General features: G+C 59.3%; 23 protein-coding genes and 2 tRNA genes. 19 read left to right on the forward strand and 6 right to left on the reverse strand.

Going from position 1 to position 23,392, the window contains the following annotated elements; all coding sequences use genetic code 11:
- From trxB to DWB67_RS10320, 4 genes are all read left to right on the forward strand, one after another.
- A complete protein-coding gene (trxB, locus tag DWB67_RS10305) occupies positions 1–984 on the forward strand; it encodes a thioredoxin-disulfide reductase (RefSeq protein WP_119807464.1) in 984 nt (327 codons plus the stop codon).
- 225 nt (positions 985–1,209) lie between these two features.
- Positions 1,210–2,919: a bifunctional sulfate adenylyltransferase/adenylylsulfate kinase gene (locus DWB67_RS10310; RefSeq protein WP_119807465.1), complete on the forward strand. Its 1,710-nt coding sequence runs from the start codon at positions 1,210–1,212 to the stop codon at positions 2,917–2,919.
- 109 nt (positions 2,920–3,028) lie between these two features.
- Positions 3,029–4,468: a DHA2 family efflux MFS transporter permease subunit gene (locus DWB67_RS10315; RefSeq protein WP_119807466.1), complete on the forward strand. Its 1,440-nt coding sequence runs from the start codon at positions 3,029–3,031 to the stop codon at positions 4,466–4,468.
- Positions 4,469–4,499: 31 nt separating this feature from the next.
- Entirely contained in the window at positions 4,500–5,276 is a 777-nt protein-coding gene (locus DWB67_RS10320; RefSeq protein ID WP_147385923.1) for a hypothetical protein, read from the forward strand.
- Here DWB67_RS10320 and DWB67_RS10325 read toward each other — a convergent pair.
- Both DWB67_RS10325 and DWB67_RS10330 read right to left on the reverse strand, forming a co-directional pair.
- Complete coding sequence (locus tag DWB67_RS10325) at positions 5,263–5,490, reverse strand: DUF1150 family protein (protein ID WP_119807468.1); 228 nt, start codon at positions 5,488–5,490, stop codon at positions 5,263–5,265. The two genes, DWB67_RS10320 and DWB67_RS10325, sit on opposite strands and share 14 nt — an antisense overlap.
- Positions 5,491–5,500: 10 nt before the next feature.
- Positions 5,501–5,911, reverse strand: a complete 411-nt coding sequence (locus DWB67_RS10330) for an Hsp20 family protein (protein WP_119807469.1) — start codon at positions 5,909–5,911, stop codon at positions 5,501–5,503.
- A gap of 211 nt (positions 5,912–6,122) precedes the next feature.
- Here DWB67_RS10330 and DWB67_RS10335 point away from each other — a divergent pair, with 211 nt between their 5' ends.
- Genes DWB67_RS10335 through DWB67_RS10350 form a run of 4 tightly spaced genes read left to right on the forward strand, consistent with a single transcriptional unit; the run spans position 6,123 to position 8,357 of the window.
- The gene (locus DWB67_RS10335) at positions 6,123–6,341 is read left to right on the forward strand and encodes a YdcH family protein (protein WP_119807470.1); all 219 of its coding nucleotides are present in this window, start codon (positions 6,123–6,125) and stop codon (positions 6,339–6,341) included.
- Positions 6,342–6,398: 57 nt separating this feature from the next.
- A complete protein-coding gene (purE, locus tag DWB67_RS10340; protein ID WP_119807471.1) occupies positions 6,399–6,884 on the forward strand; it encodes a 5-(carboxyamino)imidazole ribonucleotide mutase in 486 nt (161 codons plus the stop codon).
- Entirely contained in the window at positions 6,877–7,914 is a 1,038-nt protein-coding gene (locus tag DWB67_RS10345; protein ID WP_119807472.1) for a 5-(carboxyamino)imidazole ribonucleotide synthase, read from the forward strand. The genes purE and DWB67_RS10345 overlap by 8 nt, the downstream gene beginning before the upstream one ends.
- Entirely contained in the window at positions 7,911–8,357 is a 447-nt protein-coding gene (locus DWB67_RS10350) for an NUDIX domain-containing protein (protein WP_119807473.1), read from the forward strand. The genes DWB67_RS10345 and DWB67_RS10350 overlap by 4 nt, the downstream gene beginning before the upstream one ends.
- Positions 8,358–8,387: 30 nt before the next feature.
- On the opposite strand, the gene purF is transcribed toward DWB67_RS10350, so the two are convergent.
- The 3 genes from purF to radA form a co-directional block, all read right to left on the reverse strand.
- Positions 8,388–9,875 (reverse strand): amidophosphoribosyltransferase, encoded by a 1,488-nt coding sequence (gene purF, locus DWB67_RS10355; RefSeq protein WP_119807474.1) that lies wholly within the window; start codon positions 9,873–9,875, stop codon positions 8,388–8,390.
- Positions 9,876–10,010: 135 nt separating this feature from the next.
- Positions 10,011–10,607 (reverse strand): CvpA family protein, encoded by a 597-nt coding sequence (locus DWB67_RS10360; RefSeq protein WP_119807475.1) that lies wholly within the window; start codon positions 10,605–10,607, stop codon positions 10,011–10,013.
- Positions 10,608–10,648: 41 nt separating this feature from the next.
- A complete protein-coding gene (radA, locus tag DWB67_RS10365) occupies positions 10,649–12,028 on the reverse strand; it encodes a DNA repair protein RadA (RefSeq protein ID WP_119807476.1) in 1,380 nt (459 codons plus the stop codon).
- 137 nt (positions 12,029–12,165) lie between these two features.
- Between radA and DWB67_RS10370 the strand changes: the two genes are divergently transcribed.
- The 4 genes from DWB67_RS10370 (at position 12,166) to DWB67_RS10385 (ending at position 15,100) form a co-directional block, all read left to right on the forward strand.
- Entirely contained in the window at positions 12,166–13,467 is a 1,302-nt protein-coding gene (locus tag DWB67_RS10370) for a lipoprotein-releasing ABC transporter permease subunit (protein ID WP_119807477.1), read from the forward strand.
- Positions 13,460–14,125, forward strand: a complete 666-nt coding sequence (locus DWB67_RS10375; protein WP_119807478.1) for an ABC transporter ATP-binding protein — start codon at positions 13,460–13,462, stop codon at positions 14,123–14,125. Before DWB67_RS10370 ends, DWB67_RS10375 begins: the two co-directional genes overlap by 8 nt.
- A 63-nt stretch (positions 14,126–14,188) precedes the next feature.
- A complete protein-coding gene (locus tag DWB67_RS10380) occupies positions 14,189–14,596 on the forward strand; it encodes a cytochrome c (RefSeq protein ID WP_119807479.1) in 408 nt (135 codons plus the stop codon).
- Positions 14,597–14,599: 3 nt separating this feature from the next.
- Positions 14,600–15,100: a phosphatase PAP2 family protein gene (locus DWB67_RS10385; protein WP_255418633.1), complete on the forward strand. Its 501-nt coding sequence runs from the start codon at positions 14,600–14,602 to the stop codon at positions 15,098–15,100.
- Here DWB67_RS10385 and selD read toward each other — a convergent pair.
- Positions 15,097–16,164, reverse strand: coding sequence for a selenide, water dikinase SelD (gene selD, locus DWB67_RS10390; RefSeq protein ID WP_119807480.1), 1,068 nt, complete (start codon positions 16,162–16,164; stop codon positions 15,097–15,099). The two genes, DWB67_RS10385 and selD, sit on opposite strands and share 4 nt — an antisense overlap.
- Before the next feature lie 166 nt (positions 16,165–16,330).
- Between selD and tig the strand changes: the two genes are divergently transcribed.
- From tig to DWB67_RS10425, 7 genes are all read left to right on the forward strand, one after another.
- Positions 16,331–17,665: a trigger factor gene (gene tig / locus DWB67_RS10395; RefSeq protein WP_119807481.1), complete on the forward strand. Its 1,335-nt coding sequence runs from the start codon at positions 16,331–16,333 to the stop codon at positions 17,663–17,665.
- Between the two features lie 111 nt (positions 17,666–17,776).
- Positions 17,777–18,199: a DUF1489 family protein gene (locus DWB67_RS10400; RefSeq protein WP_119807482.1), complete on the forward strand. Its 423-nt coding sequence runs from the start codon at positions 17,777–17,779 to the stop codon at positions 18,197–18,199.
- 48 nt (positions 18,200–18,247) lie between these two features.
- A tRNA-Gly gene (locus DWB67_RS10405) sits at positions 18,248–18,321 on the forward strand.
- 38 nt (positions 18,322–18,359) lie between these two features.
- Positions 18,360–18,914, forward strand: a complete 555-nt coding sequence (locus DWB67_RS10410; RefSeq protein ID WP_370453584.1) for a histidine phosphatase family protein — start codon at positions 18,360–18,362, stop codon at positions 18,912–18,914.
- A gap of 85 nt (positions 18,915–18,999) precedes the next feature.
- Positions 19,000–19,074, forward strand: a tRNA-Val gene (locus DWB67_RS10415).
- Between the two features lie 106 nt (positions 19,075–19,180).
- Positions 19,181–20,293, forward strand: a complete 1,113-nt coding sequence (locus DWB67_RS10420; protein ID WP_182911550.1) for an efflux RND transporter periplasmic adaptor subunit — start codon at positions 19,181–19,183, stop codon at positions 20,291–20,293.
- Entirely contained in the window at positions 20,290–23,385 is a 3,096-nt protein-coding gene (locus DWB67_RS10425) for an efflux RND transporter permease subunit (RefSeq protein WP_119807485.1), read from the forward strand. The genes DWB67_RS10420 and DWB67_RS10425 overlap by 4 nt, the downstream gene beginning before the upstream one ends.
- Positions 23,386–23,392 lie beyond the last annotated feature (7 nt).

Consider the following 23,392-nt stretch of genomic DNA (forward strand, 5'->3'; position numbering starts at 1 on the left):
ATGACCGAACGCACGCATGTAAAACTTTTGATCGTCGGATCCGGTCCGGCCGGATATACCGCAGCTGTCTATGCATCCCGCGCGATGCTGGAACCGATGCTTATTCAGGGAATGCAGCCCGGCGGGCAGCTGACCATCACGACCGAAGTTGAAAATTGGCCTGGTGAAACCGAAATCCAAGGGCCCGAACTGATGGTCAAGATGGAGGCACATGCCCGCGCGATGGGTGCCGAAATCGTGACCGATATGGTCACCACGCTGGACCTGCAACAGCGGCCCTTTACGGCGACATGCGACAGCGGTCGCATTGTAACCGCCGATGCGGTGATTCTGGCGACGGGTGCACAGGCGCGCTGGCTGGGCCTGCCGTCCGAGGAAAAGTTCAAAGGCTTCGGTGTCAGTGCATGTGCAACCTGTGACGGTTTCTTTTACCGAAATCGCGAAGTGGTCGTGGTCGGTGGCGGCAACACCGCCGTCGAGGAGGCACTGTTCCTGACCAAATTCGCCAGCAAAGTGACGCTGGTCCATCGTCGTGACAGCCTGCGTGCAGAAAAGATCCTGCAGCATCGCCTGATGAATCACCCGAAGGTTGAGGTGATCTGGAACCACGAATTGGCTGAAGTCACCGGCGTTGACACCCCGATGGGTGTAACCGGCGCGACCCTGCGTTCGACCGTGGATGACAGCACACGCCAGATTGCCGCCGACGGTGTGTTTGTCGCCATCGGCCATGCGCCAGCCAGTGAATTGGTCAAGGACCAGCTGGAATTGCACAATGGCGGCTATGTGAAGGTCGAGGCAGGCAGCACCCGCACCTCGATTCCCGGTGTGTTTGCCGCAGGCGATCTGACCGACCATATCTATCGTCAGGCTGTGACCAGCGCGGGCATGGGATGCATGGCGGCCTTGGACGCCGAGCACTTTCTTGCCGAGCAGGATGGCGTCGAAATCGCACCCGAACAGCTGGTCGTCGGGACTGTCTGATCCGGCTTATTCCTTAAAATGCAGGGGCGGAGGCGGGAAACTGCCTCCGCCCTATGAGTTTGTGCATGATGTTTAAGCCTGTCGCAAAGATGCCCCACTTGTGCATCAAAAGCGTTTTCCCAGACTTGAATATCGCTTTTAGGGCAGGTAAGCCTTGGTCAAGTCACGCGGTCCCTGCGGGGTCGCCGTGGTCCTTTGTTTGATGTAATCAACGGGTTTTATCATATGACTAATCCAAACCAGACCCCGATCCCCGAACTTTACGTATCGGCGGATGCTGCTGCGGCACTGAAAGACGACGCCGGCAATATGGTCAGCTGGGACCTGACCCCGCGTCAGATTTGCGACCTAGAGCTGCTGATGAACGGTGGTTTCAACCCGTTGAAAGGCTTTTTGACCGAAGCCGACTATAACGGCGTCGTCAACGACATGCGTCTAGAATCCGGCGCACTTTGGCCGATGCCCATCAACCTTGACGTGTCCGAAAAATTCGCCGAGGGGCTGGAGCCGGGCACCGATATTGCCCTGCGTGATCAGGAAGGCGTCATTCTGGCCGTCATGTCTGTGACCGACAAATGGGTCCCCAACAAATCGCTGGAAGCTGAAAAAGTCTTCGGTGCAGACGATCTGGCACACCCTGCCGTCAACTATCTGCACAACTCGGCTGGTCCGGTCTATTTGGGTGGTCCGGTCAAAGGTCTGCAGACCCCGACGCATTACGATTTCCGCGCCCGCCGCAATACGCCGAACGAATTGCGCGCCTTCTTCAAGAAACTGGGCTGGAACCGCGTTGTGGCTTTCCAGACGCGCAACCCGCTGCACCGCGCGCATCAGGAACTGACCTTCCGCGCCGCTCGCGAAGCGCAGGCCAACCTGCTGATCCATCCGGTTGTCGGCATGACCAAACCGGGTGACGTGGACCATTTCACCCGCGTCCGTTGCTATGAGGCAGTTCTGGACAAATATCCGGCCGCGACAACCAACCTGTCGCTGCTGAACCTAGCCATGCGCATGGCCGGTCCGCGTGAAGCCGTCTGGCACGGGCTGATCCGCGCCAACCACGGCGTGACGCACTTCATCGTCGGCCGCGACCATGCCGGCCCCGGCAAGAACAGCGCCGGTGATGACTTCTATGGTCCTTATGACGCGCAGGAATTATTCCGCAAATACGAAGACGAAATCGGCGTTACCATGGTCGACTTCAAGCACATGGTCTATGTGCAGGAACGCGCCCAATACGAACCGGCGGATGAGATCGAAGAAGGCGTGACCGTCCTGAACATCAGCGGCACCGAACTGCGTCGCCGTCTGCGTGAAGGTCTGGACATTCCGGAATGGTTCAGCTTCCCCGAGGTTGTGCAGCAGCTGCGCCGCACCTCGCCTCCGCGTGCCAAGCAGGGCTTTACGGTGTTCTTCACCGGCCTGTCGGGTTCGGGCAAATCGACCGTTGCGAACGCTTTGATGGTCAAGCTGATGGAAATGGGTGGCCGCCCCGTGTCGCTGCTGGACGGTGATGTCGTCCGCAAGCACCTGTCGTCCGAGTTGGGCTTCAGCAAGGAACACCGCGACATCAACATCAAGCGCATCGGTTATGTTGCGTCGGAAATCACCAAGAACGGTGGTATCGCGATCTGTGCGCCCATCGCGCCCTATACCGCGACCCGTCGCGCTGTGCGTGAGATGGTCGAAGCTGGTGGCGCCTTCGTCGAGATCCACATCTCGACCCCGCTGGAGGAATGCGAACGCCGCGACCGCAAGGGCCTCTATAAGCTGGCGCGCGAAGGCAAGATCAAGGAATTCACCGGGATTTCCGATCCCTATGAAGAACCCAAGAACGCCGAGCTGATTGTCGATACCACCGACATCGACGTCGATGGTGCCGCGCATCAAGTCTTGTTGAAGCTGGAAAGCATGGGCTTGATCGGCCTTAGCTGATCCTGCTAACAAAGTTTATACGGCCCCGGTGCGACACTGGGGCCGTCTTGCATTGGGGAACCAAGTTCGCCGCGTTGCTGTTCGGCAACAAGTTGTCCCAGAGGATCGCATGACAAAAATCGTACAGCCCGCACAAACGGTGAACCCTTGGGCGGCTACAGCCCTGTTGTTGATGGGTAATTTCATGAACCTTGTCGATGTCAGCATCGTCAATGTCGGATTGCCGTCAATTCAGGAAGGTCTGGGCGCAAGCGATACACAGCTTGAGTGGGTATCTGCGGCTTATGTGATGGCCTTTGCAACAGGCTTGCTGCCATGCGGCAGGTTCGGTGACAAACTGGGACGCAAGCGGCTGTTCCTGTTGGGTGTCAGCCTGTTCACAATCGCCTCTGTTCTATGCGGATTGGCCCCCAGTGTTAACGTCCTGATCGGATCACGCGCCTTGCAAGGTGTCGGTGGCGCGATGATGGTCCCGCAGGTGATGGCAATCATGCATGTGATCTTTCCGCCCGAACAAAAGGCCAAGGCATTCGCCCTTGCCGGTGTTGTCGTCAGTCTGGGTGCTGTGACGGGTCCGCTGCTTGGCGGCTTTCTGATCACGGCGAATATCCATGATCTTGGCTGGCGTCCGATCTTTCTGGTCAACCTGCCCGTCGGCATTATCGTTGTTCTGGCAGGCTTGAAATTGATCCCGAAACTGGCCTCGACACGCGATCTGGCAATCGACTGGATGGGGGTTGCGCTATTTGCGCTGACCATCACATTCATCATCCTGCCGGTGGTCGAGGGGCCGCTGCTAGGCTGGCCGCTATGGTGTCTGGGTCTGCTGGTCATGGCAATCCCGACGGCGGCATTGTTCGTCCGTCGCCAGATCAGTCTGGAACGAGCGGATCGCGAACAGCTGTTGCCGGTCCAATTGCTGCGCGATGGCGGATATGTGTCCGGCATTACCATCGTCCTGCTGCATTTTTCGGCCATTCCGGGGATGTTTCTGATCCTTGCGATCTATTTCCAAACCGGCTTCGGCTTTACGCCACTGGAATCCGGCCTTGCGACGGCGCCCTTTCCTTTGGGTGTTATGGCCGGCAGCTTTATAACAGGGCGGTTTGGAACACGCGGTCTGACATTGCGGATCGCTTTCGGGGCGTCCGTATTGTTGATGGGCATGACGTGGCTGCGTTACCTGACCGGCAATCCGCCTGCCGATATGAATGCGATGACTTTGGCATTGCCTCTGGTCATTAACGGTTTCGGCATGGGAATGGCAATCTCGCCCTTGTTCCAGACAGTGTTGAAAACCGTTCCCGGTAAGATGGCGGGCGCTGCAACGGGTGGAATGCAGGCATTCCAGCAAGTGGGTGTTGCCGTCGGGATTGCCATCGCGTCCAGCCTGTTCTTTGTGCATTTGCGTGGCGTCGGGCAGGGCGATCACTCAGGGGCAATGCATTTCGCGCTGACCTATCAGATGATGGTCTTCAGCACGATCCTGATGATCCTGGCGATCCGGACATTGTGGTTGCGCCGTCAAAGCCCTGCCTTGGCGACCTGATATGTGGCAGTCCTCGCTTGAAGTTTACGATATGGCAACGGGCATCACCCGTATCGTGCTGCAAAGCGAGATGTTGCTAGAGGCGCCGAACTGGCATCCTGACGGATGGTTTCTGGTCAATGCCGAAGGGATGTTGTGGCGCGCCGATACCAATGGTTTGACGCTGATACGGACCGGTTCCGGTGAACGCTGCAATAACGACCACGGGTTTTTGCTTGATGGTCGTATTGTTTTTTCCGCACATAACGGTTCTGGCGCAGGTATGCACATCTTCGACGGTACAGCTGTGACGCCCATGGACCTTCCGCGTCCCAGTTGGTGGCATTCGGCCTATGGTAATCTGTTGGCTTATGCCTGCGTTCGTGGTGATGATCGTGTGGTCAGGATTGCAACCTTCGACACAAGTTCGGGCGTGGAAAAAGTGCTGACGCCGGATGACGCGCATCACGACGGGCCGGATTTTTCCGCCTGTGGGCGGTTTATCTGGTATAATTCGGACGTTACAGGTCACGCCCAAATCTGGAGAATGGATCGAGACGGTCGGAATGCAGCGCCGATGTTCGAAGATGGGAATGTAAACTGGTTTCCACATCCGTCGCCTTGTGGACGGCATGTGATCTATCTGGCCTATCCCAAAGGGACACAAGGCCATCCGCGCGATCTGGATGTCAGTATCAATGCGATGTCACCGGACGGAACAAACCGGCGGGTGTTGATCAATCTGTTCGGCGGGCAGGGCACGATGAACGTGCCCTGCTGGTCACCGGATGGTCGGGCATTTGCCTTTATGCGGTTCAGTGGACACTGACCGGCTGCATTTCGTTCTGGCGCGCAATGGTGAAGGCCAGATTGCGGTCGCGAACCAAAGCCAGACGTTCGCCCTCGATGTCATGGACGGCATACATAATGCTGATGCCATCAAGCTGATCCTGCACATCCTTGGGCAGGGTACTGGTTGCAACTTTACGGACATAAACGGTCTGAGCCATCTGGCTGTCGCCGAAATCGAATTTGGTATCCATGGTGATCCCCTTACTTACGGCTGATCGGAATGGTCTGGACGACCTGTTCGGGCTGAACCCGTCGCAGATCGACATGCAGAAGCCCGTTTTCCATCGCGGCTGAAATAACCTCGACCCCGTCTGCCAGAACGAAGCTGCGCTGGAAGGCGCGGGCGGCAATACCGCGGTGCAAAAATACCCGCTCTTCATCGGTGCCGGGCATTCGGCCCCGAATGACCAACTGGCGGTCTTCGGTGGTAACGCCCAGATCATCATCCGCGAAACCGGCAACGGCCAGAGTAATGCGGAACCCGTCGGGCGCCATATGTTCGATGTTATAGGGGGGATACCCCTCGCCGCCCTTGGCGGCACGTTCGGCTAGACGTTCAAGCTGGTCAAAGCCCAGCAGATACGGGTGCGACCCTAAAGAAATCTTCGTCATCTCAGCCCTTTGCTTTAAGCGACTGCATCGGTCCGTGCCCCTGTTCAGGCGGCATGACCATGACCCCAATATGTGAACCCGATGGGGATCTTGCAAGAACCTTGCGTCCGATCGGTCGCGCAAGGGGTAAAATCGGGCATCGGATCAATGAAATTGTTAACATTAAGGGCTATTCGCGGTATAAGAGGGAAAACAACGGCACATCAGTCAGATGAACATTCAACATTCCATGAACCCCGATGATATCAGCCGTACGCGGCTGGAAGCATTGCGTTGCGAACACCGCGATCTGGACGAGGCGATTGCCGCCTTGCACGGTCAACAACTGATGCCTTCACTGGCATTGCAGCGCCTGAAAAAGCAAAAGCTGTCGTTGAAAGACAGAATTGCCCGTTTGTCGGATGAACTGACGCCGGACATCATCGCCTGATTGCGACTGGCCCCGTGGCACGCTATGCGATGGCCAGCATGAATTTGGGGGCAAGCGATGGAAACACCGGTGGGAATCATCATGGGCAGCCAGTCGGACTGGCCAACCATGCGCGAGGCTGCGGCCATTCTGGATGACCTTCAGATCCCGTATGAAGCAAAAATTGTCAGCGCCCACCGGACGCCCGACCGCTTGTGGGATTATGGCAAAACAGCCGTAGATCGCGGGTTGAAGGTGATCATTGCCGGTGCGGGCGGCGCGGCCCATCTTCCGGGGATGATGGCGTCGAAAACGCGCGTGCCGGTGATCGGCGTCCCTGTGCAGACGAAGGCGCTGTCCGGTGTCGACAGTTTGTATTCCATCCTGCAAATGCCCAAAGGCTATCCCGTGGCGACCATGGCGATCGGTTCGGCGGGGGCTGCCAATGCGGGCCTGATGGCGGCCGGTATTCTGGCGATCAGTGATCTGGATCTTGCGCAGCGTCTGGATGACTGGCGGGCAGCCCTTTCGGCCTCGATCCCGCAGGAGCCGCGTGATGAGTGATATTCGCACCATCGGCATTCTTGGCGGGGGCCAGCTGGGGCGGATGCTGTCAGTTGCCGCCAGCCGCCTTGGCATCCGCTGCCATATTTTCGAACCGGGTGATGCACCTGCGGGCGATGTTTCCTGTCAGGTAACAAAGGCCGCATATGAAGATCACGACGCCATGCGTGCCTTTGCACAATCGGTCGACGTGATCACATATGAATTCGAGAATGTGCCGACTTCGGCATTGGATTTATTGGAAACTATCCGTCCTATTCATCCAAACCGCCGTGCGTTATCCGTGTCACAGGACCGGATGACGGAAAAGACCTTCCTGAATGACATCGGCCTTACCACCGCGCCATTTGCCGACGTGCCTGACGAAGATGCGCTGGCGGATGCCATTGCGACCATCGGGCGGCCTTCGATCCTGAAGACACGTCGGATGGGGTATGACGGCAAGGGTCAGGTCCGCATCGGCGATGGTCCGGATGAATGGACGGGGGCACCTTCGGTTCTGGAAGGCTTCGTCAACTTCACATCCGAGATCAGTGTCATTATTGCCCGTGGCACCGATGGTCAGGTTGCAGCATTCGATCCCGGTCTGAACGCCCATGAAGATGGTATCCTGCGGACAACCACCGTGCCCTGCGGCTTGCAGGCTCGCATTACCACCGATGCTGTCCTTTGTGCGGCCCGTATTGCCAATGCGCTGGATTATGTGGGCGTCATGGGGGTCGAATTGTTCGTGACTCCGAAAGGCCTGATTGTGAATGAAATTGCGCCGCGGGTTCATAATTCCGGACATTGGACGCAGGCGGGATGCGTGGTCGACCAGTTCGAACAGCATATCCGCGCGGTGGCCGGTCTGCCCCTCGGTGATGGCAAGCGTTATGCCGATGTCGTTATGCAGAACCTGATTGGCGACGACATGGATCAAGTGCCCGAACTGCTGGCCAGTCCGAATGTGCAGCTGCATCTTTATGGCAAAGGTGAACCGCGGCCGGGTCGCAAAATGGGCCACGCGAACCGGATTGTGGCAGGATGAAGCCGACGCGACCAAGATTGGCGGTTCGTGCCGCCATTTTGCATGAAAACCGGCTTTTGGTCGTCAATGCCTATCGCGGCCAGAAGTCCGACCTGTGGTGTTTGCCCGGTGGCGGGGTCGAGCCTGCCCAATCCCTGCCGCAAAATCTGGAACGAGAGGTTGCCGAGGAAACGGGTCTTCAAATCGACATCGGCGCGCCGATTTTGATCAACGAATTCCACGACCCGAAGGGCGGTTTCCATCAGGTCGAGCTTCACTTTCGCGCAACCCTAAGCGGTCGGGATGTCATCACGCTTGCGGACCCCGAAGGTGTGGTGAACCGGTTCAAATGGGTGACACGGGAACAGCTTGGGGCGTTGCGGCATAAACCTGACGGTCTGACAGATGCGGTTTGGGGCGACAACGCAGCCTATTATGATCCGCTGGAGGCGATAATTCTGTAAGGGCGCGCCGTAAGACGCGCCCTTAGGGGCTTATTCAGCCGCTTTGATGTCGGTTTCCGAACCGGGCTTCATCTGGAATCCACGTTCCAGTTGGTCGAACGGTGCAACCGGATAATCACCCGAGAAGCAGGCATCGCAATATTGCGGGCATTTGCTGTTGCGGCCCTCGGCCTCGCCCGCGGCGCGGTATAGACCATCCAGCGAAACAAAGGACAGGCTGTCAACGCCGATCCAGTTGCGCATTTCATCAGGCGTCATATTCGCGGCCAGCAGCTTGTCACGGTCAGGCGTATCGACGCCATAGAAGCACGGCCAGGCGGTGGGGGGCGATGCGATGCGGAAGTGAACCTCGGCCGCACCAGCGTCCAGAATCATATCCTTGATCTTGCGGCTGGTGGTGCCGCGCACGACGCTGTCATCGACCAGAACAACACGTTTGCCCGCAATCAGTGCACGGTTGACGTTCAGCTTCAGACGCACACCCATATTGCGGATCTGTTCTGAAGGCTCGATGAAGGTCCGGCCCATATACTGGTTGCGGATGATCCCCATTCCGTAAGGAATGCCCGATTCCTGCGCGTAACCGATGGCCGCTGGCGTGCCGCTGTCGGGAACGGGGCAGACCAGATCAGCCTCGACCGGGGCTTCGCGGGCCAGTTCCACACCGATCTGGCGGCGGGTTTCATAGACCGAGCGCCCACCAATGATCGAATCAGGACGCGAGAAATAGACATGTTCGAAAATACAGAACCGGCCCTTGGACGGCCCGAACGGACGAGAGCTTTCGACTTTGCCCTTCGAGATCACAACCATTTCGCCTGGCTCGATTTCGCGGACAAAAGTGGCGCCGACGATATCCAGCGCGCAGGTTTCCGATGACAGGATATATCCGTCATCACCGATTTTCCCAAGAACCAGCGGGCGCACACCCAGCGGGTCGCGAACGCCCATCAGCTTTGTGCGGGTCATGGCGATGACGCTGAATGCGCCTTCGATGCGGCGCAGGGCGTCCTTCATCCGTTCGGGGATATTGCGCTGGATGGAACGCGCCATCAGGTGGATGATGCATTCGCTGTCGCTGCTGGACTGGAAGATCGAACCGCGTTCAATCAATTCGCGGCGCAGGGCGGCGGCGTTGGTGATGTTGCCGTTATGGGCAATGGCCGAACCGCCCATGTGGAATTCGCCAAAGAAGGGCTGGACGTCGCGGATGGCGGTGGCAGCCTTGGTACCAGCGGTGGAATAGCGGACATGGCCGATGGCCAGTGAACCGGGCAGGGTCGCCATCAGTTCGGGCTTGGTGAAATTGTCACGGACATAGCCAAAGCGGTGCGCGCTGTTGAAGCCATGTTCGGGATCATGGGCGACGATGCCGCCAGCCTCTTGACCGCGATGTTGCAGCGCGTGCAGTCCGAGAGCCACGAAATTGGAAGCATCGGCCACGCCGATCACACCGAATACACCGCATTCTTCATGCAGGCGGTCTGAATCGAACGGATGGGCCAGAAAAGGTTTCATGGTCGCGTCCTAGTATCTGGGGGCATACGGGGGCTGTGTAGTGCCAGCGCCACATAAAGTCACGCCCCCGCAAACGAGCGAGGGCGCTTTTTCGTCATTCGATTGTCGTAAACCGGCCAGACAGGCCATGATGCCTTAATTGGTGGCGGCAGGTGCGGTCGGGCTGACGGTTTCGCCGCTGGCGGTGCAGGCTGTGACCATCTGTTCGTAACGGCTGACAATCCAGCCTGGTGCATCGGCGGGGATCTGTTCGTCCATCTGGACGCGCATCCGTTCGAAAACCTGCGCCGAACGCGAATTTTCGACCATGGCAACATCCTGACTGGTCATAACGCGGTCATAAACGATGAAAGCGATGGCAACCAGCAGGACGCCGCGGGCCACGCCGAACAGGAAGCCGATGCCCTGATCAATGCCCCCGACAGCCGATCGTTGGACCACAGATGAAAACAATGGCGTGATGATTGAGAAGACGACAAGCGCCAGCGCGAAGACCACCGCGAATGCCGCGATCGTTGCCAGTTCGCAACTGTCACCCATAAAGCGGTCCAGCACGGGGATCTGGGCGATCATCGGTCGCACGGTCGGCGCGAACAGAAAGGCCAGCACCGCCGCAGCGATCCACCCCAGAATGGCTAGCGATTCGCGAACGAAGCCGCGCGACCATGCCAGAATTGCCGAAAGAATGATGACACATGCCACCACCGCATCAATGATCGTAAAACCGTCCATAACCTGCCCTTTGTGCCGGTTGTCGTTGCTTATCAGGCGTTTCAGCCGGCGCCGAAGACATCACCCACAAATCCTGTCAGGTCGATAATACGGCGCAGGGCCATACCACCATTCCTGTCGTCACTGCCTTCAAACTTCTGGCCATCCGGCAAAATCGCTTGTGAAAAACCAAGTTTCCGCGCTTCTTTCAACCTATTTTCAGCCTGAGCGACAGGCCGCAATGCCCCCGACAGGCTGATTTCGCCGAAAAGCACAGCCTCTGGTGGTAAGGCGTTGTCCTCGCGTGCCGATAAAAGTGCGCCGGCGATGGCCAGATCGGCGGCGGGTTCGACCACCTTCATTCCGCCCGCCACGTTCAGGAAAACGTCCAGTCCGGCGAAGGGGATGCCGCATCGGGCCTCTAGCACGGCCAGAATGGTGCTGACGCGGCCGCTGTCCAGCCCGACCACGGTGCGGCGCGGGCTGGCAAGGGTGGAGGGGGCAACAAGCGCCTGGATTTCGGTCAGGACGGGGCGTGTGCCTTCGATCCCCGCGAAAACCGCGCTGCCCGCAATCGGCTGGCCGCGTTCGGAAAGAAACAGCGCCGAGGGGTTCGACACCTCGGAGAGGCCCGCGCCGGTCATTTCGAACACGCCGATTTCCCCCGAGGGGCCAAAGCGGTTCTTTACGCTACGCAGGATGCGGAACTGGTGGCCGCGTTCGCCTTCGAAATAGATGACGGTATCGACCATATGTTCGACAACGCGAGGACCCGCGATCTGGCCTTCCTTGGTGACATGACCGACAAGAATAACCGCGACGCCGCGCCGTTTGGCGAATGTGACCAGTTCATGTGCAGCTGCGCGAACCTGTGCGACACTGCCCGGCGCAGCCTCGACCGTGTCGGACCACAGGGTCTGGATCGAATCGATGACAACGACATCGGGGCGTTCCGCGTCCAGCGTTGTCAGGATGTCACGCAGGTTGGTTTCCGCCCCCAGCCGCATGGGCGCATCCGCCAGTCCCAGCCGGACGGCACGCATGCGGACCTGCGCGCTGGCCTCTTCGCCGCTGAAATAGATCGCGTTCAGCCCGTGGCGTGAAAACGCCGCCGCCGCCTGCAACAGCAGCGTCGATTTGCCGATCCCCGGATCACCACCGATCAGCAGCGCCGAACCCGGCACAAGGCCGCCGCCCAGAACGCGGTCCAATTCTTCCATCCCTGACAGGTTGCGGGGCGGGGGCGGTTCGGTGGTGGACAGGTTCGACAGGGGCACCGCGCGGCCCTTATGCGCGCCCAGCCCGCGACCGGGGCCTTGGGACAGGGGGGCTTCTTCGATGATTGTGTTCCATTCACCGCAGCTTTCGCAACGTCCTGCCCATTTCTTATGGGCCGCGCCGCATGCCGTGCAGGTGAAGGATGATGAAGATGACTTTGCCATAGACCGCTATGTGCCATTTGGCACCCGCGCTCGCAAGCTGGGTATTTGTGCAGCGATTAAATCCTCACGCCATTGTCGGGTTGATCTTTGGCGGGCGCGGCGTCAGGGTTCGCGCGGATTTCCAGCAGGCTTAGTTCATGTCCAGCCCCAGACCTTTCTCTCGTTTCGAATTCATGATCGCGTGGCGCTATCTTCGCGCCCGCCGCGCCGAGGGCGGGGTCAGCGTCATGACATGGATCAGCCTGATCGGCGTTGCGCTTGGCGTGATGGCGCTGATTGCCACGCTGGCTGTGCGTGCCGGTTTCCGTGCCGAATTTGTCGATACCATCTTGGGCGCGAATGCCCATACGACCGTCTATATGTCGCCGACGCAGGTCAGCAACGAATATACCGACGATGTCTATGTGGTGCCCGGCAAGATCGAGAATTACGAACAGGTCGCCAAGACGCTTGCCGAAATTCCGGGCGTGACGCGCACAGCCGCTGTGGTCAAAGGGCAGGTCATGGCATCGGCCAATGACAGCGCCAATGTCGCCGAGGTTTTCGGCGTTTCGCTGGCCGATCTGCAGGCCATGCCGCGCATCGTGGACCCCGCGACATCGGAAGGCGATCTGGCCGATTTCGACAATGGCATCGCCATCGGACAGGGGATCGCCCGTGAATTGAACCTGCAGGTCGGTGACAAGCTGCGCCTGATTGCGCCGGAAGGGGCGCGAACCGCCTTTGGCACCACCCCGCGCGTCAACGCCTATGAGGTGACATTCATCTTCAGTGCGGGTCGCTATGACATCGACCGCACACGCATCTATATGCCCATCGCCGAGGCGCAAAGCTATTTCAACCGCGAAGGCGTCGCGGATGAGATCGAGGTTTTCGTCGATGACCCTGAACATGTCGACGACTGGACGCTGCCCCTGATGCGCGCCACAGGCGATGGCGCACAGGTGTGGAGCTGGAAAAACGCATCCGGGTCCTTCCTGTCCGCGCTGGACATGGAAGATGACGTCATGTTCGTCATCCTGTCGGTTCTGGTGCTCATCGCCTCGATGAACATCACCAGCGGGTTGATCATGCTGGTCAAGAACAAGGGCCGTGATATCGGCATCCTGCGGACCATGGGTCTGACCGAGGGTTCTGTTCTGCGGGTGTTTTTCCTGTGCGGTGCCTTTACAGGCATCATCGGAACCATCGCGGGCGTGGTTCTGGGTGTGCTGCTGGCGTTGAATGTCGATAACATCATGTCCGCGCTGAACGCCCTGACCAACGGCGGCGCATGGCAGCCCGATGTGCGCGGCATCTATCGCCTGCCTGCCGAATTGCGGGCGTGGGATATCCTGCGGGCCGTCGGACTGTCGCTGACGCTGTCCTTCATCGTCACCATCTTCCCCGCGCGCCGCGCCGCGCGCATGAATCCGGTCGAGGCTTTGCGCTATGAGTGATGTTCTGAGGCTGGACGGGGTTGGCAAGACCTATGACAAGGCCGGTCCCGCGCCGGTTGCCGTGCTGGAGGGGTTGGACCTCTCGGTCGCCAAGGGCGAGGTTGTGGCATTGGTCGCGCCTTCAGGGGCCGGTAAATCGACCTTGCTGCATATCGCGGGTCTGCTGGACACCCCCGACACAGGGCAGGTCATCCTGAACGGGCGCGATATGACCGGTCTGCCCGATCGTGACCGGACAGAGGCGCGGCGGCAGGAACTGGGCTTTATCTATCAGTTCCACCATCTTCTGCCGGAATTCAGCGCGGCGGAAAACATTATCCTGCCGCAACTGGCCAATGGCGTATCGGCACAGGATGCCGCGGCACGGGCCGATATGTTGCTGGGCCATGTCGGCTTGGGTCACCGTTCGACACATCGTCCGGCGCAGCTGTCGGGTGGCGAACAGCAGCGTGTTGCCTTTTGTCGGGCGCTTGCAAATGGTCCGTCGCTGTTGCTGGCGGATGAACCGACGGGAAATCTGGACCCCGAAACCTCGGATATGGTGTTCGATGTGTTGATGTCGCTGGTGCGCGAGACGGGGCTTTCGGCGCTGATCGCGACACATAACCATGCGTTGGCCGAACGGATGGACCGGGTCGTGCGGCTTTCGCGCAGCTGATCGCCGTTGCATGGGTGCGGCTTGCTGTGCAACCTAGCATCCAACAAAGGATGCGGGGGTTCTATGAACAAGATGTTTCTGGCAATGGCGGCGGGCGGTGCTCTGGCGTTGACGATTGCCGCCTGTGCGCCGCAGGCGACGCAGTCCGGCGCGGCGCTTGATTTCGCGGAAAACTGCACCGCCTGTCACGGTCCGGCGGGGCGGGGAAATGGTCCTGCGGCTGTGGGTATGACGCCTGCACCGTCGGATCTGACGGTGCTGTCGCAGGACAATGGCGGGGTCTTTCCGAAATCGCGGGTGATGGGCCAGCTGGTCGGATACACAATGGGTCGCAGCGACACGCATATGCCCGTGTTCGAGGAACTTCGTGCCGGTCCGGTGGTCATGTATGACGACGGATCAGGCGATCCTGTGGCGACGCCCGCACGCTTGGTCGCCATGGCCGATTATATCCAGACGCTTCAGCAATAACCCATGCGACTGACGGCTTTGGCGTTGGGTTTTGCCGCGATCAGCGGGTCGGCACAGGCCGATCCGTTCGAGGATTTCGGCACCTCGATGAAATACGGTCTGCCGTTGGCGGCCGCGGTCTGCGCCGTCGATCAGGACCGGTTCGAGGACTTCGCCATCCGTGGTGCCGCGCAGGCGGTCATCGTTCTGGGCCTGAAGGCCCTTTTCGATGGCAGCGATATCGGCATGCGTCCTTCCGGCGAAGGGCGCGGTTTTCCGTCGGGCCATTCGGCGGCGGCGGGTTTTGGCGCGGGTGATCTGGCTAGCAAGTGCTTTGATGACGAACCGGCGCTTGGGGCGGTGGCCTATGGTGCAGCAGGGCTGACGGCGGCCAGTCGCGTCCACGCGGGCGAACATACGCCCGCGCAGGTGCTGGCCGGTTCGCTGATCGGAATCAGCTTTGGCGCGGCCAGCTTTGGTTTTGGTGGTGAGGGTGCCTCTTTCGATATCGGGCTGCGGTTTTAGTCGATCACCACACGGGGCGTCTTGGTAGTCGCTCCGACTTTGCCGATAACGGTGGCATCGGTGAAGCCGTGCTTTGCAAAGCAGGCGTTGACCTGATCCAGCGCATCGGGGGCACAGGCCACCAGCAATCCGCCACTGGTCTGCGGATCGGTCAGCAAAGCGCGTGCACCATCGTCAAAACCTTCGGGCAGTGCCACGCCTTCGCCATAGCTGGCCCAGTTGCGATGGGACGCACCGGTGACATGGCCCGCCTCGATCATTGCCTGAATGCCTTCCAGCTTAGGCACTGCGGCCCAGTCGATATGCAGGTCGCAGCCCGACCCGCGCGCCATTTCCAGCGCATGGCCGCCAAGGCCGAAACCCGTCACATCGGTCATGGCATGAACGCCGGACAAAGCAGCCAGATCGGGGCCGGGGCGGTTCAGCAGGGTGGTGACCTGAATCATTCGTGCATAGTCCGCATCGTCCAGCGCGCCCTTTTTCAGCGCGGCTGACATAACGCCCACGCCAAGCGGTTTGCCCATCACCAGCAGATCGCCGGTTTGTGCATCGGCGTTTTTCTTCAACTTTGCGGGATCGATCAGCCCGATCGCCACAAGACCATAGATCGGTTCGACCGAATCGATGGTATGGCCACCGGCAATCGGGATCCCTGCCTGACGGCAGATGTCGGCACCGCCATCCAGAACCCGCGCGATGGTCTCATGGGAAATCGTGTTGATCGGCATACCGACCACAGCCAGCGCCAGAATGGGCGTTGCCCCCATAGCATAAACATCACTGATGGCATTTGTCGCGGCGATCTGGCCGAAATGGAACGGATCATCCACCACCGGCATAAAGAAATCGGTCGTCGCGACCAGCGCCTGATGGTCATTCAGCTGATAGACCGCAGCATCGTCGGATGTCTCGATCCCGACCAGCAGCTGGGGCGGAACGGGCAGGGCGGCACTGCCGCGCAGCAGGTTCGACAAGACGCCGGGGGCAATCTTGCATCCGCAGCCGCCTCCGTGGGCAAGGGAAGTCAGGCGGGGTTCGCCCGTATCGGTCGGGGTCTGGGTCATCGCGTCGCTCCTGTCGCGGGCTTTTCGAATTGCAACATAGACCATGGCCACGATGATATTCCAGCGCCCCCGCTATCTGCTTGCAGGCAAGCGGCGCGAAGATTAGAACAAGCGAAATTTTCAGGCCACTGCTAGATATTGGCCCTTCTTTGCTATGAGGACGATGATGAACGTCAAGGAAACCCTGAACGACGGCCTGCAGCGCGGATACCAGTTCACGCTGCCCGCCGCCGAACTGGCCGCCACTGTCGATGCAAAGCTGAAAGAAGCGCAGCCCGAGGTCGAGGTTAAGGGCTTCCGCAAAGGCAAGGTCCCGATGGCCATGCTGAAAAAGCAGTTCGGCCCCCGTGTCTTGGGCGATGCCATGCAGGAAGCCATCGACGGCGCGCTGCGCGACCATCTGGAAACCTCGGGTGATCGTCCTGCGGTCCAGCCCAAGGTCGAAATGCAGGACGGCGAAAACTGGAAAGAGGGCGACGATGTTGTCGTCAACGTTTCCTATGAAAACCTGCCCACGATTCCGGAATTCGATCTGGGCACGCTGAATCTGGAAAAGCTGACCGTTCCGGCTGAAGAAGCTGCTGTGACCGAAGCGCTGGAAAGCCTGGCGAAATCCTCGCAGTCGTTCGAAGACCGCAAGAAAGCACAGAAGTCCAAGTCGGGTGACCAGGTCACCATCGACTTCAAAGGCTTTGTTGACGGCGAAGCATTCGAAGGCGGCGAAGCCGAGGATTACCCGCTGGTTCTGGGTTCCAACAGCTTCATCCCCGGTTTCGAAGACCAGCTGGTCGGCGTTAAAGTCGATGACGAGCTGAAAGTCGAAGTCAAATTCCCCGAGGAATATGGCGCAGCCCATCTGGCTGGCAAAGATGCAACCTTTGAATGCAAAATCAAAGCCGTCAAATCGCCTGTCGACGCACAGGTTGACGACGAGCTGGCCAAGAAATTCGGCGCCGAGGATCTGGACGGTCTGAAAAAACAGATCGCCGAGCGTCTGGAAGCTGAATATGCCGGTGCTGCACGCGCGGTCATGAAGCGTGGCCTGCTGGACCAGCTGGACGAGCAAGTGAAATTCGAGCTGCCGGCATCGCTGGTCGAAGCCGAAGCCTCGCAGATCGCACATCAGCTGTGGCACGAAGAAAACCCCGAGGTTCACGACCACAATCACGGTTCGATCGAAGCCACGGATGAGCACAAGAGCCTGGCCGAGCGTCGCGTCCGCCTTGGTCTGCTGCTTGCAGAAATCGGCCAGAAAGCTGAAATCACCGTGACGGATCAGGAAATGACGCAGGCTGTCATGCAGGCTGCACGTCAGTATCCGGGTCAGGAACGTGGCTTCTTCGAATTTATCCAGCAGAACCAGCAAGCCCAGCAGCAGCTGCGCGCGCCGATCTTCGAAGACAAGGTTGTGGACCACATTGCCGAAAAGGCAAACACGACCACGAAGACCGTGACCAAGGAAGAGCTGGAAAAGGCTGTCGAGGCACTGGACCAGCTGTGATCCGTCACATCTGAACCTGTTTCGGGAAAGGGTCGCACATTGGTGCGGCCCTTTTTCTTTGGGCGGTGCCCGTCCCTTGAGTTAGATTGACGCGCATATTAATTGATACCCATGGAAGCAAAACTTCACCTGATGAAATTATGCGTTGGTGCCGAAGGCCCTGACGATCTGGCTGCTTGGCAGCAGCAGCGCTTTGGCAATGGGCCGGCGCGGCATGTCACCCGCATGTGGCCGAAACGGGAAAGCGAATTGCTGGATGGCGGTTCGATTTTCTGGGTCTTCAAGGGTGTGATGCTGGCACGCCAGCGTATTTTGTCACTGGATGAGGTGATCGGCGAAGACGGCATCAAACGATGCGGACTGATACTGGACCGCGACCTGGTTCGGGTCGCTGCAATTCCACGGCGGGCCTTTCAAGGCTGGCGCTATCTGCAACCCGCCGATGCCCCCGCCGATTTGCCCAAAGGCCGTCAGGCCGAGGAAGCGTTACCCCCCGCCATCGCCGCCGCCCTGGCCGAGATGGGGCTGCGCTGACAGCAGCCGCTTGACCTGCCCGAAGGCTTGGTTTACGCGATCTGCAACGCGGGTGTAGCTCAATGGTAGAGCTTTTGCTTCCCAAGCAAGTGACGAGGGTTCGATTCCCTTCACCCGCTCCAGCTTTTCCATGTGGACGACAGCGTCACCTGTGCATTGCTTGCCCCCCCTTTACCTGATGCGCCACGGCCAGACATTCTGGAACGCCGAAGGGCGGCTTCAGGGTGCGCTGGATTCACCGCTGACACCCCTTGGTGTCGCGCAGGCCAAAACATTGCAGCAAATAACTGCGCATATCGGGGGGTGCTGCGTTTCCAGCCCGCAGGGACGGGCGCAGCAAACCTCTCAGCTTGTGTTTGCCGGTCGTGACTGGACCACAGACAATCGCCTGTCCGAAATCGGCATCGGTGGTTTTGCGGGCCGTTTGCTGATCGATGTGCAAACCAGTCATGCCGCTGTATTCAAAGGCGCGCCGCTGGATTGGTATAACCATTGCCCGAATGGCGAGGGATTCGCTGCCCTTGCGAACCGATGCCGCAGCTTTCTGACCGATCTTCAGGGGTCGACGCTGGTCGTGACACATGGCATCACACTGCGGATGCTTCGACTGCTGGCGCTTGGCCGTGATCCTGCCATGATTGCCGAAGGTGATATGGGCCAAGGTATTGTTTACTATGTCAAAGACGGCGTTTGCGAGGTGCTTGACGCAGCTTGAATCAAACCGCCGGTTTTTGTGCAAAATCCGCTTGCATATATCGTTCCGAATATGCTTTATGCCGCAATAAATGCGTCATACGCATGGCCCGTTAGCTCAGTGGTAGAGCTACCCGTTTACACCGGGTCGGTCGGCAGTTCGAATCTGTCACGGGCTACCATTCCATTTTCCTTGCGCGACAATGCGGCAGTTGACCGAAGATGATGCACGCATCATCAAGGGCATGGCGGCTTTACAGATGCCGTCGGATTGATGCTGGGATGGCAATGCGACGTTTCTTCTCCTCCTCGACCCTCGTGTTTCTGGCGATTTTGCTGTTTCTGGTGTTCTGGATCGGTGGCGGGATGATCAATCGCGAACCTCCGGCTCCTGCCGAACGGGCCGAGGTTCCCGTGCCCACAGTGGCCGCCAGTATAAGTCAGGCGCAGGATGTACGCCCGACGACGGTGCTGTTCGGGAATGTGGTGCCTAACCAGACCTCGATCCTGCGGGCGCGGGTGGCCGGTATCGTGGAAGAGGTCATTGATCAGGGCCATCGCGCCGAACGTGGCGAACAACTGGCGCTTTTGTCGGCAGATGACCGCAGCGCAGGCGTCGCCCGCGCCGAGGCCGAGTTGCGGTCAGCCGAACGTGACCATGACGCCGCCCTGCAATTGCGCCAGCGTGGTGTCACTTCCGAGGCCGAGTTGCAGACCCGCTTTGCCGCATTGGAGGCCGCCCGTGCCAACCTGCGCGCCGCCGAACTGGAGCTGTCGAACACCCGCCTGACCGCCCCGATTGCCGGCACAGTCAGTGATGTCATGGCAGAAATCGGCAGCTTTGTAGATGCCGGCGGCGAGGTGTTGGAGATTGTGAACAACGACCCCCTGATTGCCGAAATCGAGGTCCGGCAGAGCGAGATTACCTCGGTCAGTCTGGGGCAGGTCGCGCAGGTCGAATTTCAGGGCGGCAAGACAGCCGAAGCACAGGTGACATTCGTGGCGCCGGTCGCAACCCCCGAAACTCGCACATTCAGGGTCGAATTGACCATACCGAACCCCGATCAAGCCATCCCTGCAGGGCTGAGCGCCCAGATTGCCTTGTCGATGCAGCAGCAGCGGGCACATATGATCTCACCCGCGCTGATCCGGCTGGATGACGCGGGCCGGATCGGTGTGTTTACCGTCGATGACGATGGCCAGACCCTGCGGTTCCAGCCGGTGCAAGTTGTTCAGGCAAAGGCCGAGGCGATCTGGGTGACGGGTCTGGCAGATCAGGCGCGGATCGTCACAATCTCTCAGGGGGCGCTGATCGACGGGCAGCAGGCGCAGGTCGAAGAAACGCCCCGACAGTTCCGCAATGTGCTTGGCCAGACCCTCGACGCGGAAGATGCCAAATGAACAGCATCATTTCAGCGGCATTTTCGCGGACACGCACCATTATCCTGATCATGGTCGCGCTGATCGGTGCGGGATTTGCTGCCTATGTGACGATTCCCAAGGAATCTATGCCGCAGATCGATATTCCGATCTTTATCGTCAATGTCACCTACAGTGGCGTTTCCGCAGAAGATGCCGCCAAATTGCTGGCCGAACCAATCGAACGTCAGGTCAAGGGTCTGGACGGCTTGCGCCGGATGGAAACTGTGGCAAGCGAAGGCTTCGCCTCGGTCACGCTGGAATTCCGGCCCGGCTTCGATCAGGACGGGGCCTTCCAATCCGTTAAGGATGCGGTGGATGATGCCGCCCCCGACATCCCGCCCGAGGCTGACGGCCCCTTTGTGCGTGAAATCGACATGGCAACATTTCCGATCCTGACAGTGGCCTTGTCGGGGCAGGTGCCGGAACGTGAATTGATCCGCCTTGGCCGCCAGCTGGCCGATGAGATCGAAACCGTCAGCGGTGTCTTGCAGGGCGATCTGACCGGCGATCGCGAGGACCAGCTGGAAATCCTGATCGACCCGCTGGCGATGGAAACCTATGGCATATCGCCGGGGCAGTTGTCACAGGCGGTTCAGGCCAATAACCAACTGATTGCCGCGGGGTCTTTCGATACCGGTGCGGGGCGCTTAGGGGTATCTATCCCCGGCACGGTTGTCAGACCGACCGAGGTGATGTCGATCCCCGTGCTGGTCGATGGCAATACGGTCCTGCGCGTTCAGGATCTGGCCGAGGTCCGTCAGACCTTCAAGGACCCGACCAGTTTCGCGCGCATCGACGGTCAGCCCGCGCTGGCCATCGACGTGCGTAAATCCGCCGGATCGAATGTCATTGATACGGTTGCTGCAGTGCGCGCAATTGTCGAAGAAAATACCGCCGACTGGCCCGATCAGGTCAACGTCGTCTTTCTGAACGACCAGTCGATCGAGATGCGCGACCTGCTGTCCGATCTGCAAAACAACGTCATTGCCGCCGTTGTGCTGGTCATGCTGGTCACGGTGCTGTTTCTGGGTGTGCGCGCATCATTACTGGTGGCCGTGGCCATTCCGGGATCGTTTCTGGGCGGCATCCTGATTATCTGGGGTCTTGGCTTTACGATGAATGTCATCGTGCTATTTGCCCTGATCCTTGTGGTCGGCATGCTGGTCGATGGTGCGATTGTCGTGGTTGAACTGGGCGAACGGTTGATCGCGCAGGGGCATGGCAAAACGGCGGCCTTCCGCATGGCCGCACAGCGGATGGCATGGCCGATCATCGCCTCGACCGCGACGACGCTGGCGGTGTTCTTTCCGCTGCTGTTCTGGCCGGGACTGGCGGGGCAGTTCATGTTTTATCTGCCCGCTACGATGATCGCGACCTTGCTGATGTCACTGGTCATGGCGCTGGTCTTTGTTCCGGTCAGCGGTACGGTTCTGGGTGGTGGACAGGCAGGACATATTACCGAGGATGCCGAGGTTCCTTCGGTCATGAACCGCTTTTCCGGTTGGACCATCGCGCGGCCCGGAACAACGCTGGGAATTTCGATCCTATCGGTGCTGGTCGTCTTTTACGCCTATGGCCAACTGGGTCGCGGGGTCGAGTTTTTTCCCGATACGGATGCAGAACGCGCGCAGGTGCAGATCACCGCGAACGGCAACCTGTCGGTTCTGGAAAGCGACCGGCTTGTGCGGCTGGTCGAAGAACGCCTTATCGGCTTTGACGGGATCGAACGTGTCTATGCCCGCACCATCGGCTCGGTCGAGGAGCGCGTGCGTTCATCGCTGGCCAGTGATGTGATCGGCCAGATACAGGTGGAATTCACCGACTGGCGGCAAAGGGCGGCATCCTCGGTTATTATCGAACAGATGCGGGTTGAGGCTGGCAAGGTCCCCGGACTTGGCCTGCAGATCGAGGCGGCGTCCTCGGGGCCAGCAGCAGCACGTCCGGTGCAGATTGAAATTTCGGCTGACAACCGTGCCGACCTGCAGGATGCGGCGGCTTTGGTCCAGCGGTTGATGGTGGAACAGGGCAGCTTTGTCGATATCGTCAATGACACGCCGCGCCCGAACCCCGAAATCCGCCTTGTCGTCGACCGCGAGGAATCGGCCCGCTATGGCGTTGATATGAACACCATCGGCACCGCCGTGCAGCTGCTGACCACAGGCGTCAATCTTGGCACCTATCTACCCGATTTCGCCGAGGATGAGGTCGATATCGCTTTGCGCTATCCACCACAGCAACGCAACTTTGAAAATCTAGCCAATCTGCGCGTCACTGTCGATGCCGGTCAGGTTCCCGTTCTGAACGTCGCCCGCATCATTCCAGCACCTGCGCCAGCGGCAATTACGCGGGTCGGCGGACTGGAAACCCAGACCCTCAGCGCCGATCTGGCAAGCGGGGCAACGCTGCAGGCCGAACTGGACCGGATCATGGCAACGATTGCCGACAGCGATCTGCCCGATACGGTCGATGTCACCACCGGCGGCGAAATCGAGGATCAGGCCGAGGCGATGACCTTTCTGTCCGGCGCATTCATCGCGGCGATCTTCCTGATGTTCACCATTCTGCTGATCCAGATGAACAGTTTTTTTCAGGCGTTCCTTGTTCTGTCCGCCATCATTTTCTCGGTCGCGGGTGTCTTTCTGGGACTGATGGTCCGGCAGGAATCCTTCTCGATCGTGATGAGCGGTATCGGGATCATGGCGCTGGCGGGGGTCGTGGTGAACAACAACATAATCCTGATCGACGCCTATAATGAACACCGTCAGGCGGGGCTGGGGCCGGATCAGGCCGCCCGTCGTGCGGCAGCTGAACGGTTCCGTCCGGTTCTGCTGACTGCAACAACCACGGTGATCGGACTTTTGCCGATGGTGATGGGCATTACGATCGATTTTGCAGGCCGCGACCTGTTTTTCGGTGCGCCGTCGGGGCAGTTCTGGATACAGCTGTCGACGGGAATTGCAGGCGGGCTGGTCGTTGCGACGGCAATCACCTTGCTGCTAACGCCGACCTTGCTGGCATGGGACGGGCGCAGAAGACAGCGCCGGTCCGACCGGAAAAAGGGCCGCGCATAGCGGCCCT

Origin of the sequence: Paracoccus sp. JM45, assembly GCF_003590715.1 — a bacterium.
Taxonomy (GTDB): domain Bacteria; phylum Pseudomonadota; class Alphaproteobacteria; order Rhodobacterales; family Rhodobacteraceae; genus Paracoccus.

Bases quoted from the DNA above. Each gene is read 5' to 3' on its own strand.
- trxB (WP_119807464.1), top strand. From the start codon at position 1: ATGACCGAACGCACGCATGTAAAACTTTTGATCGTCGGATCCGGTCCG.
- DWB67_RS10310 (WP_119807465.1), top strand. From the start codon at position 1,210: ATGACTAATCCAAACCAGACCCCGATCCCCGAACTTTACGTATCGGCG.
- DWB67_RS10315 (WP_119807466.1), top strand. From the start codon at position 3,029: ATGACAAAAATCGTACAGCCCGCACAAACGGTGAACCCTTGGGCGGCT.
- DWB67_RS10320 (WP_147385923.1), top strand. From the start codon at position 4,500: ATGGCAACGGGCATCACCCGTATCGTGCTGCAAAGCGAGATGTTGCTA.
- DWB67_RS10325 (WP_119807468.1), bottom strand. From the start codon at position 5,490: ATGGATACCAAATTCGATTTCGGCGACAGCCAGATGGCTCAGACCGTT.
- DWB67_RS10330 (WP_119807469.1), bottom strand. From the start codon at position 5,911: ATGACGAAGATTTCTTTAGGGTCGCACCCGTATCTGCTGGGCTTTGAC.
- DWB67_RS10335 (WP_119807470.1), top strand. From the start codon at position 6,123: ATGAACATTCAACATTCCATGAACCCCGATGATATCAGCCGTACGCGG.
- purE (WP_119807471.1), top strand. From the start codon at position 6,399: ATGGAAACACCGGTGGGAATCATCATGGGCAGCCAGTCGGACTGGCCA.
- DWB67_RS10345 (WP_119807472.1), top strand. From the start codon at position 6,877: ATGAGTGATATTCGCACCATCGGCATTCTTGGCGGGGGCCAGCTGGGG.
- DWB67_RS10350 (WP_119807473.1), top strand. From the start codon at position 7,911: ATGAAGCCGACGCGACCAAGATTGGCGGTTCGTGCCGCCATTTTGCAT.
- purF (WP_119807474.1), bottom strand. From the start codon at position 9,875: ATGAAACCTTTTCTGGCCCATCCGTTCGATTCAGACCGCCTGCATGAA.
- DWB67_RS10360 (WP_119807475.1), bottom strand. From the start codon at position 10,607: ATGGACGGTTTTACGATCATTGATGCGGTGGTGGCATGTGTCATCATT.
- radA (WP_119807476.1), bottom strand. From the start codon at position 12,028: ATGGCAAAGTCATCTTCATCATCCTTCACCTGCACGGCATGCGGCGCG.
- DWB67_RS10370 (WP_119807477.1), top strand. From the start codon at position 12,166: ATGTCCAGCCCCAGACCTTTCTCTCGTTTCGAATTCATGATCGCGTGG.
- DWB67_RS10375 (WP_119807478.1), top strand. From the start codon at position 13,460: ATGAGTGATGTTCTGAGGCTGGACGGGGTTGGCAAGACCTATGACAAG.
- DWB67_RS10380 (WP_119807479.1), top strand. From the start codon at position 14,189: ATGAACAAGATGTTTCTGGCAATGGCGGCGGGCGGTGCTCTGGCGTTG.
- DWB67_RS10385 (WP_255418633.1), top strand. From the start codon at position 14,600: ATGCGACTGACGGCTTTGGCGTTGGGTTTTGCCGCGATCAGCGGGTCG.
- selD (WP_119807480.1), bottom strand. From the start codon at position 16,164: ATGACCCAGACCCCGACCGATACGGGCGAACCCCGCCTGACTTCCCTT.
- tig (WP_119807481.1), top strand. From the start codon at position 16,331: ATGAACGTCAAGGAAACCCTGAACGACGGCCTGCAGCGCGGATACCAG.
- DWB67_RS10400 (WP_119807482.1), top strand. From the start codon at position 17,777: ATGGAAGCAAAACTTCACCTGATGAAATTATGCGTTGGTGCCGAAGGC.
- DWB67_RS10420 (WP_182911550.1), top strand. From the start codon at position 19,181: ATGCGACGTTTCTTCTCCTCCTCGACCCTCGTGTTTCTGGCGATTTTG.
- DWB67_RS10425 (WP_119807485.1), top strand. From the start codon at position 20,290: ATGAACAGCATCATTTCAGCGGCATTTTCGCGGACACGCACCATTATC.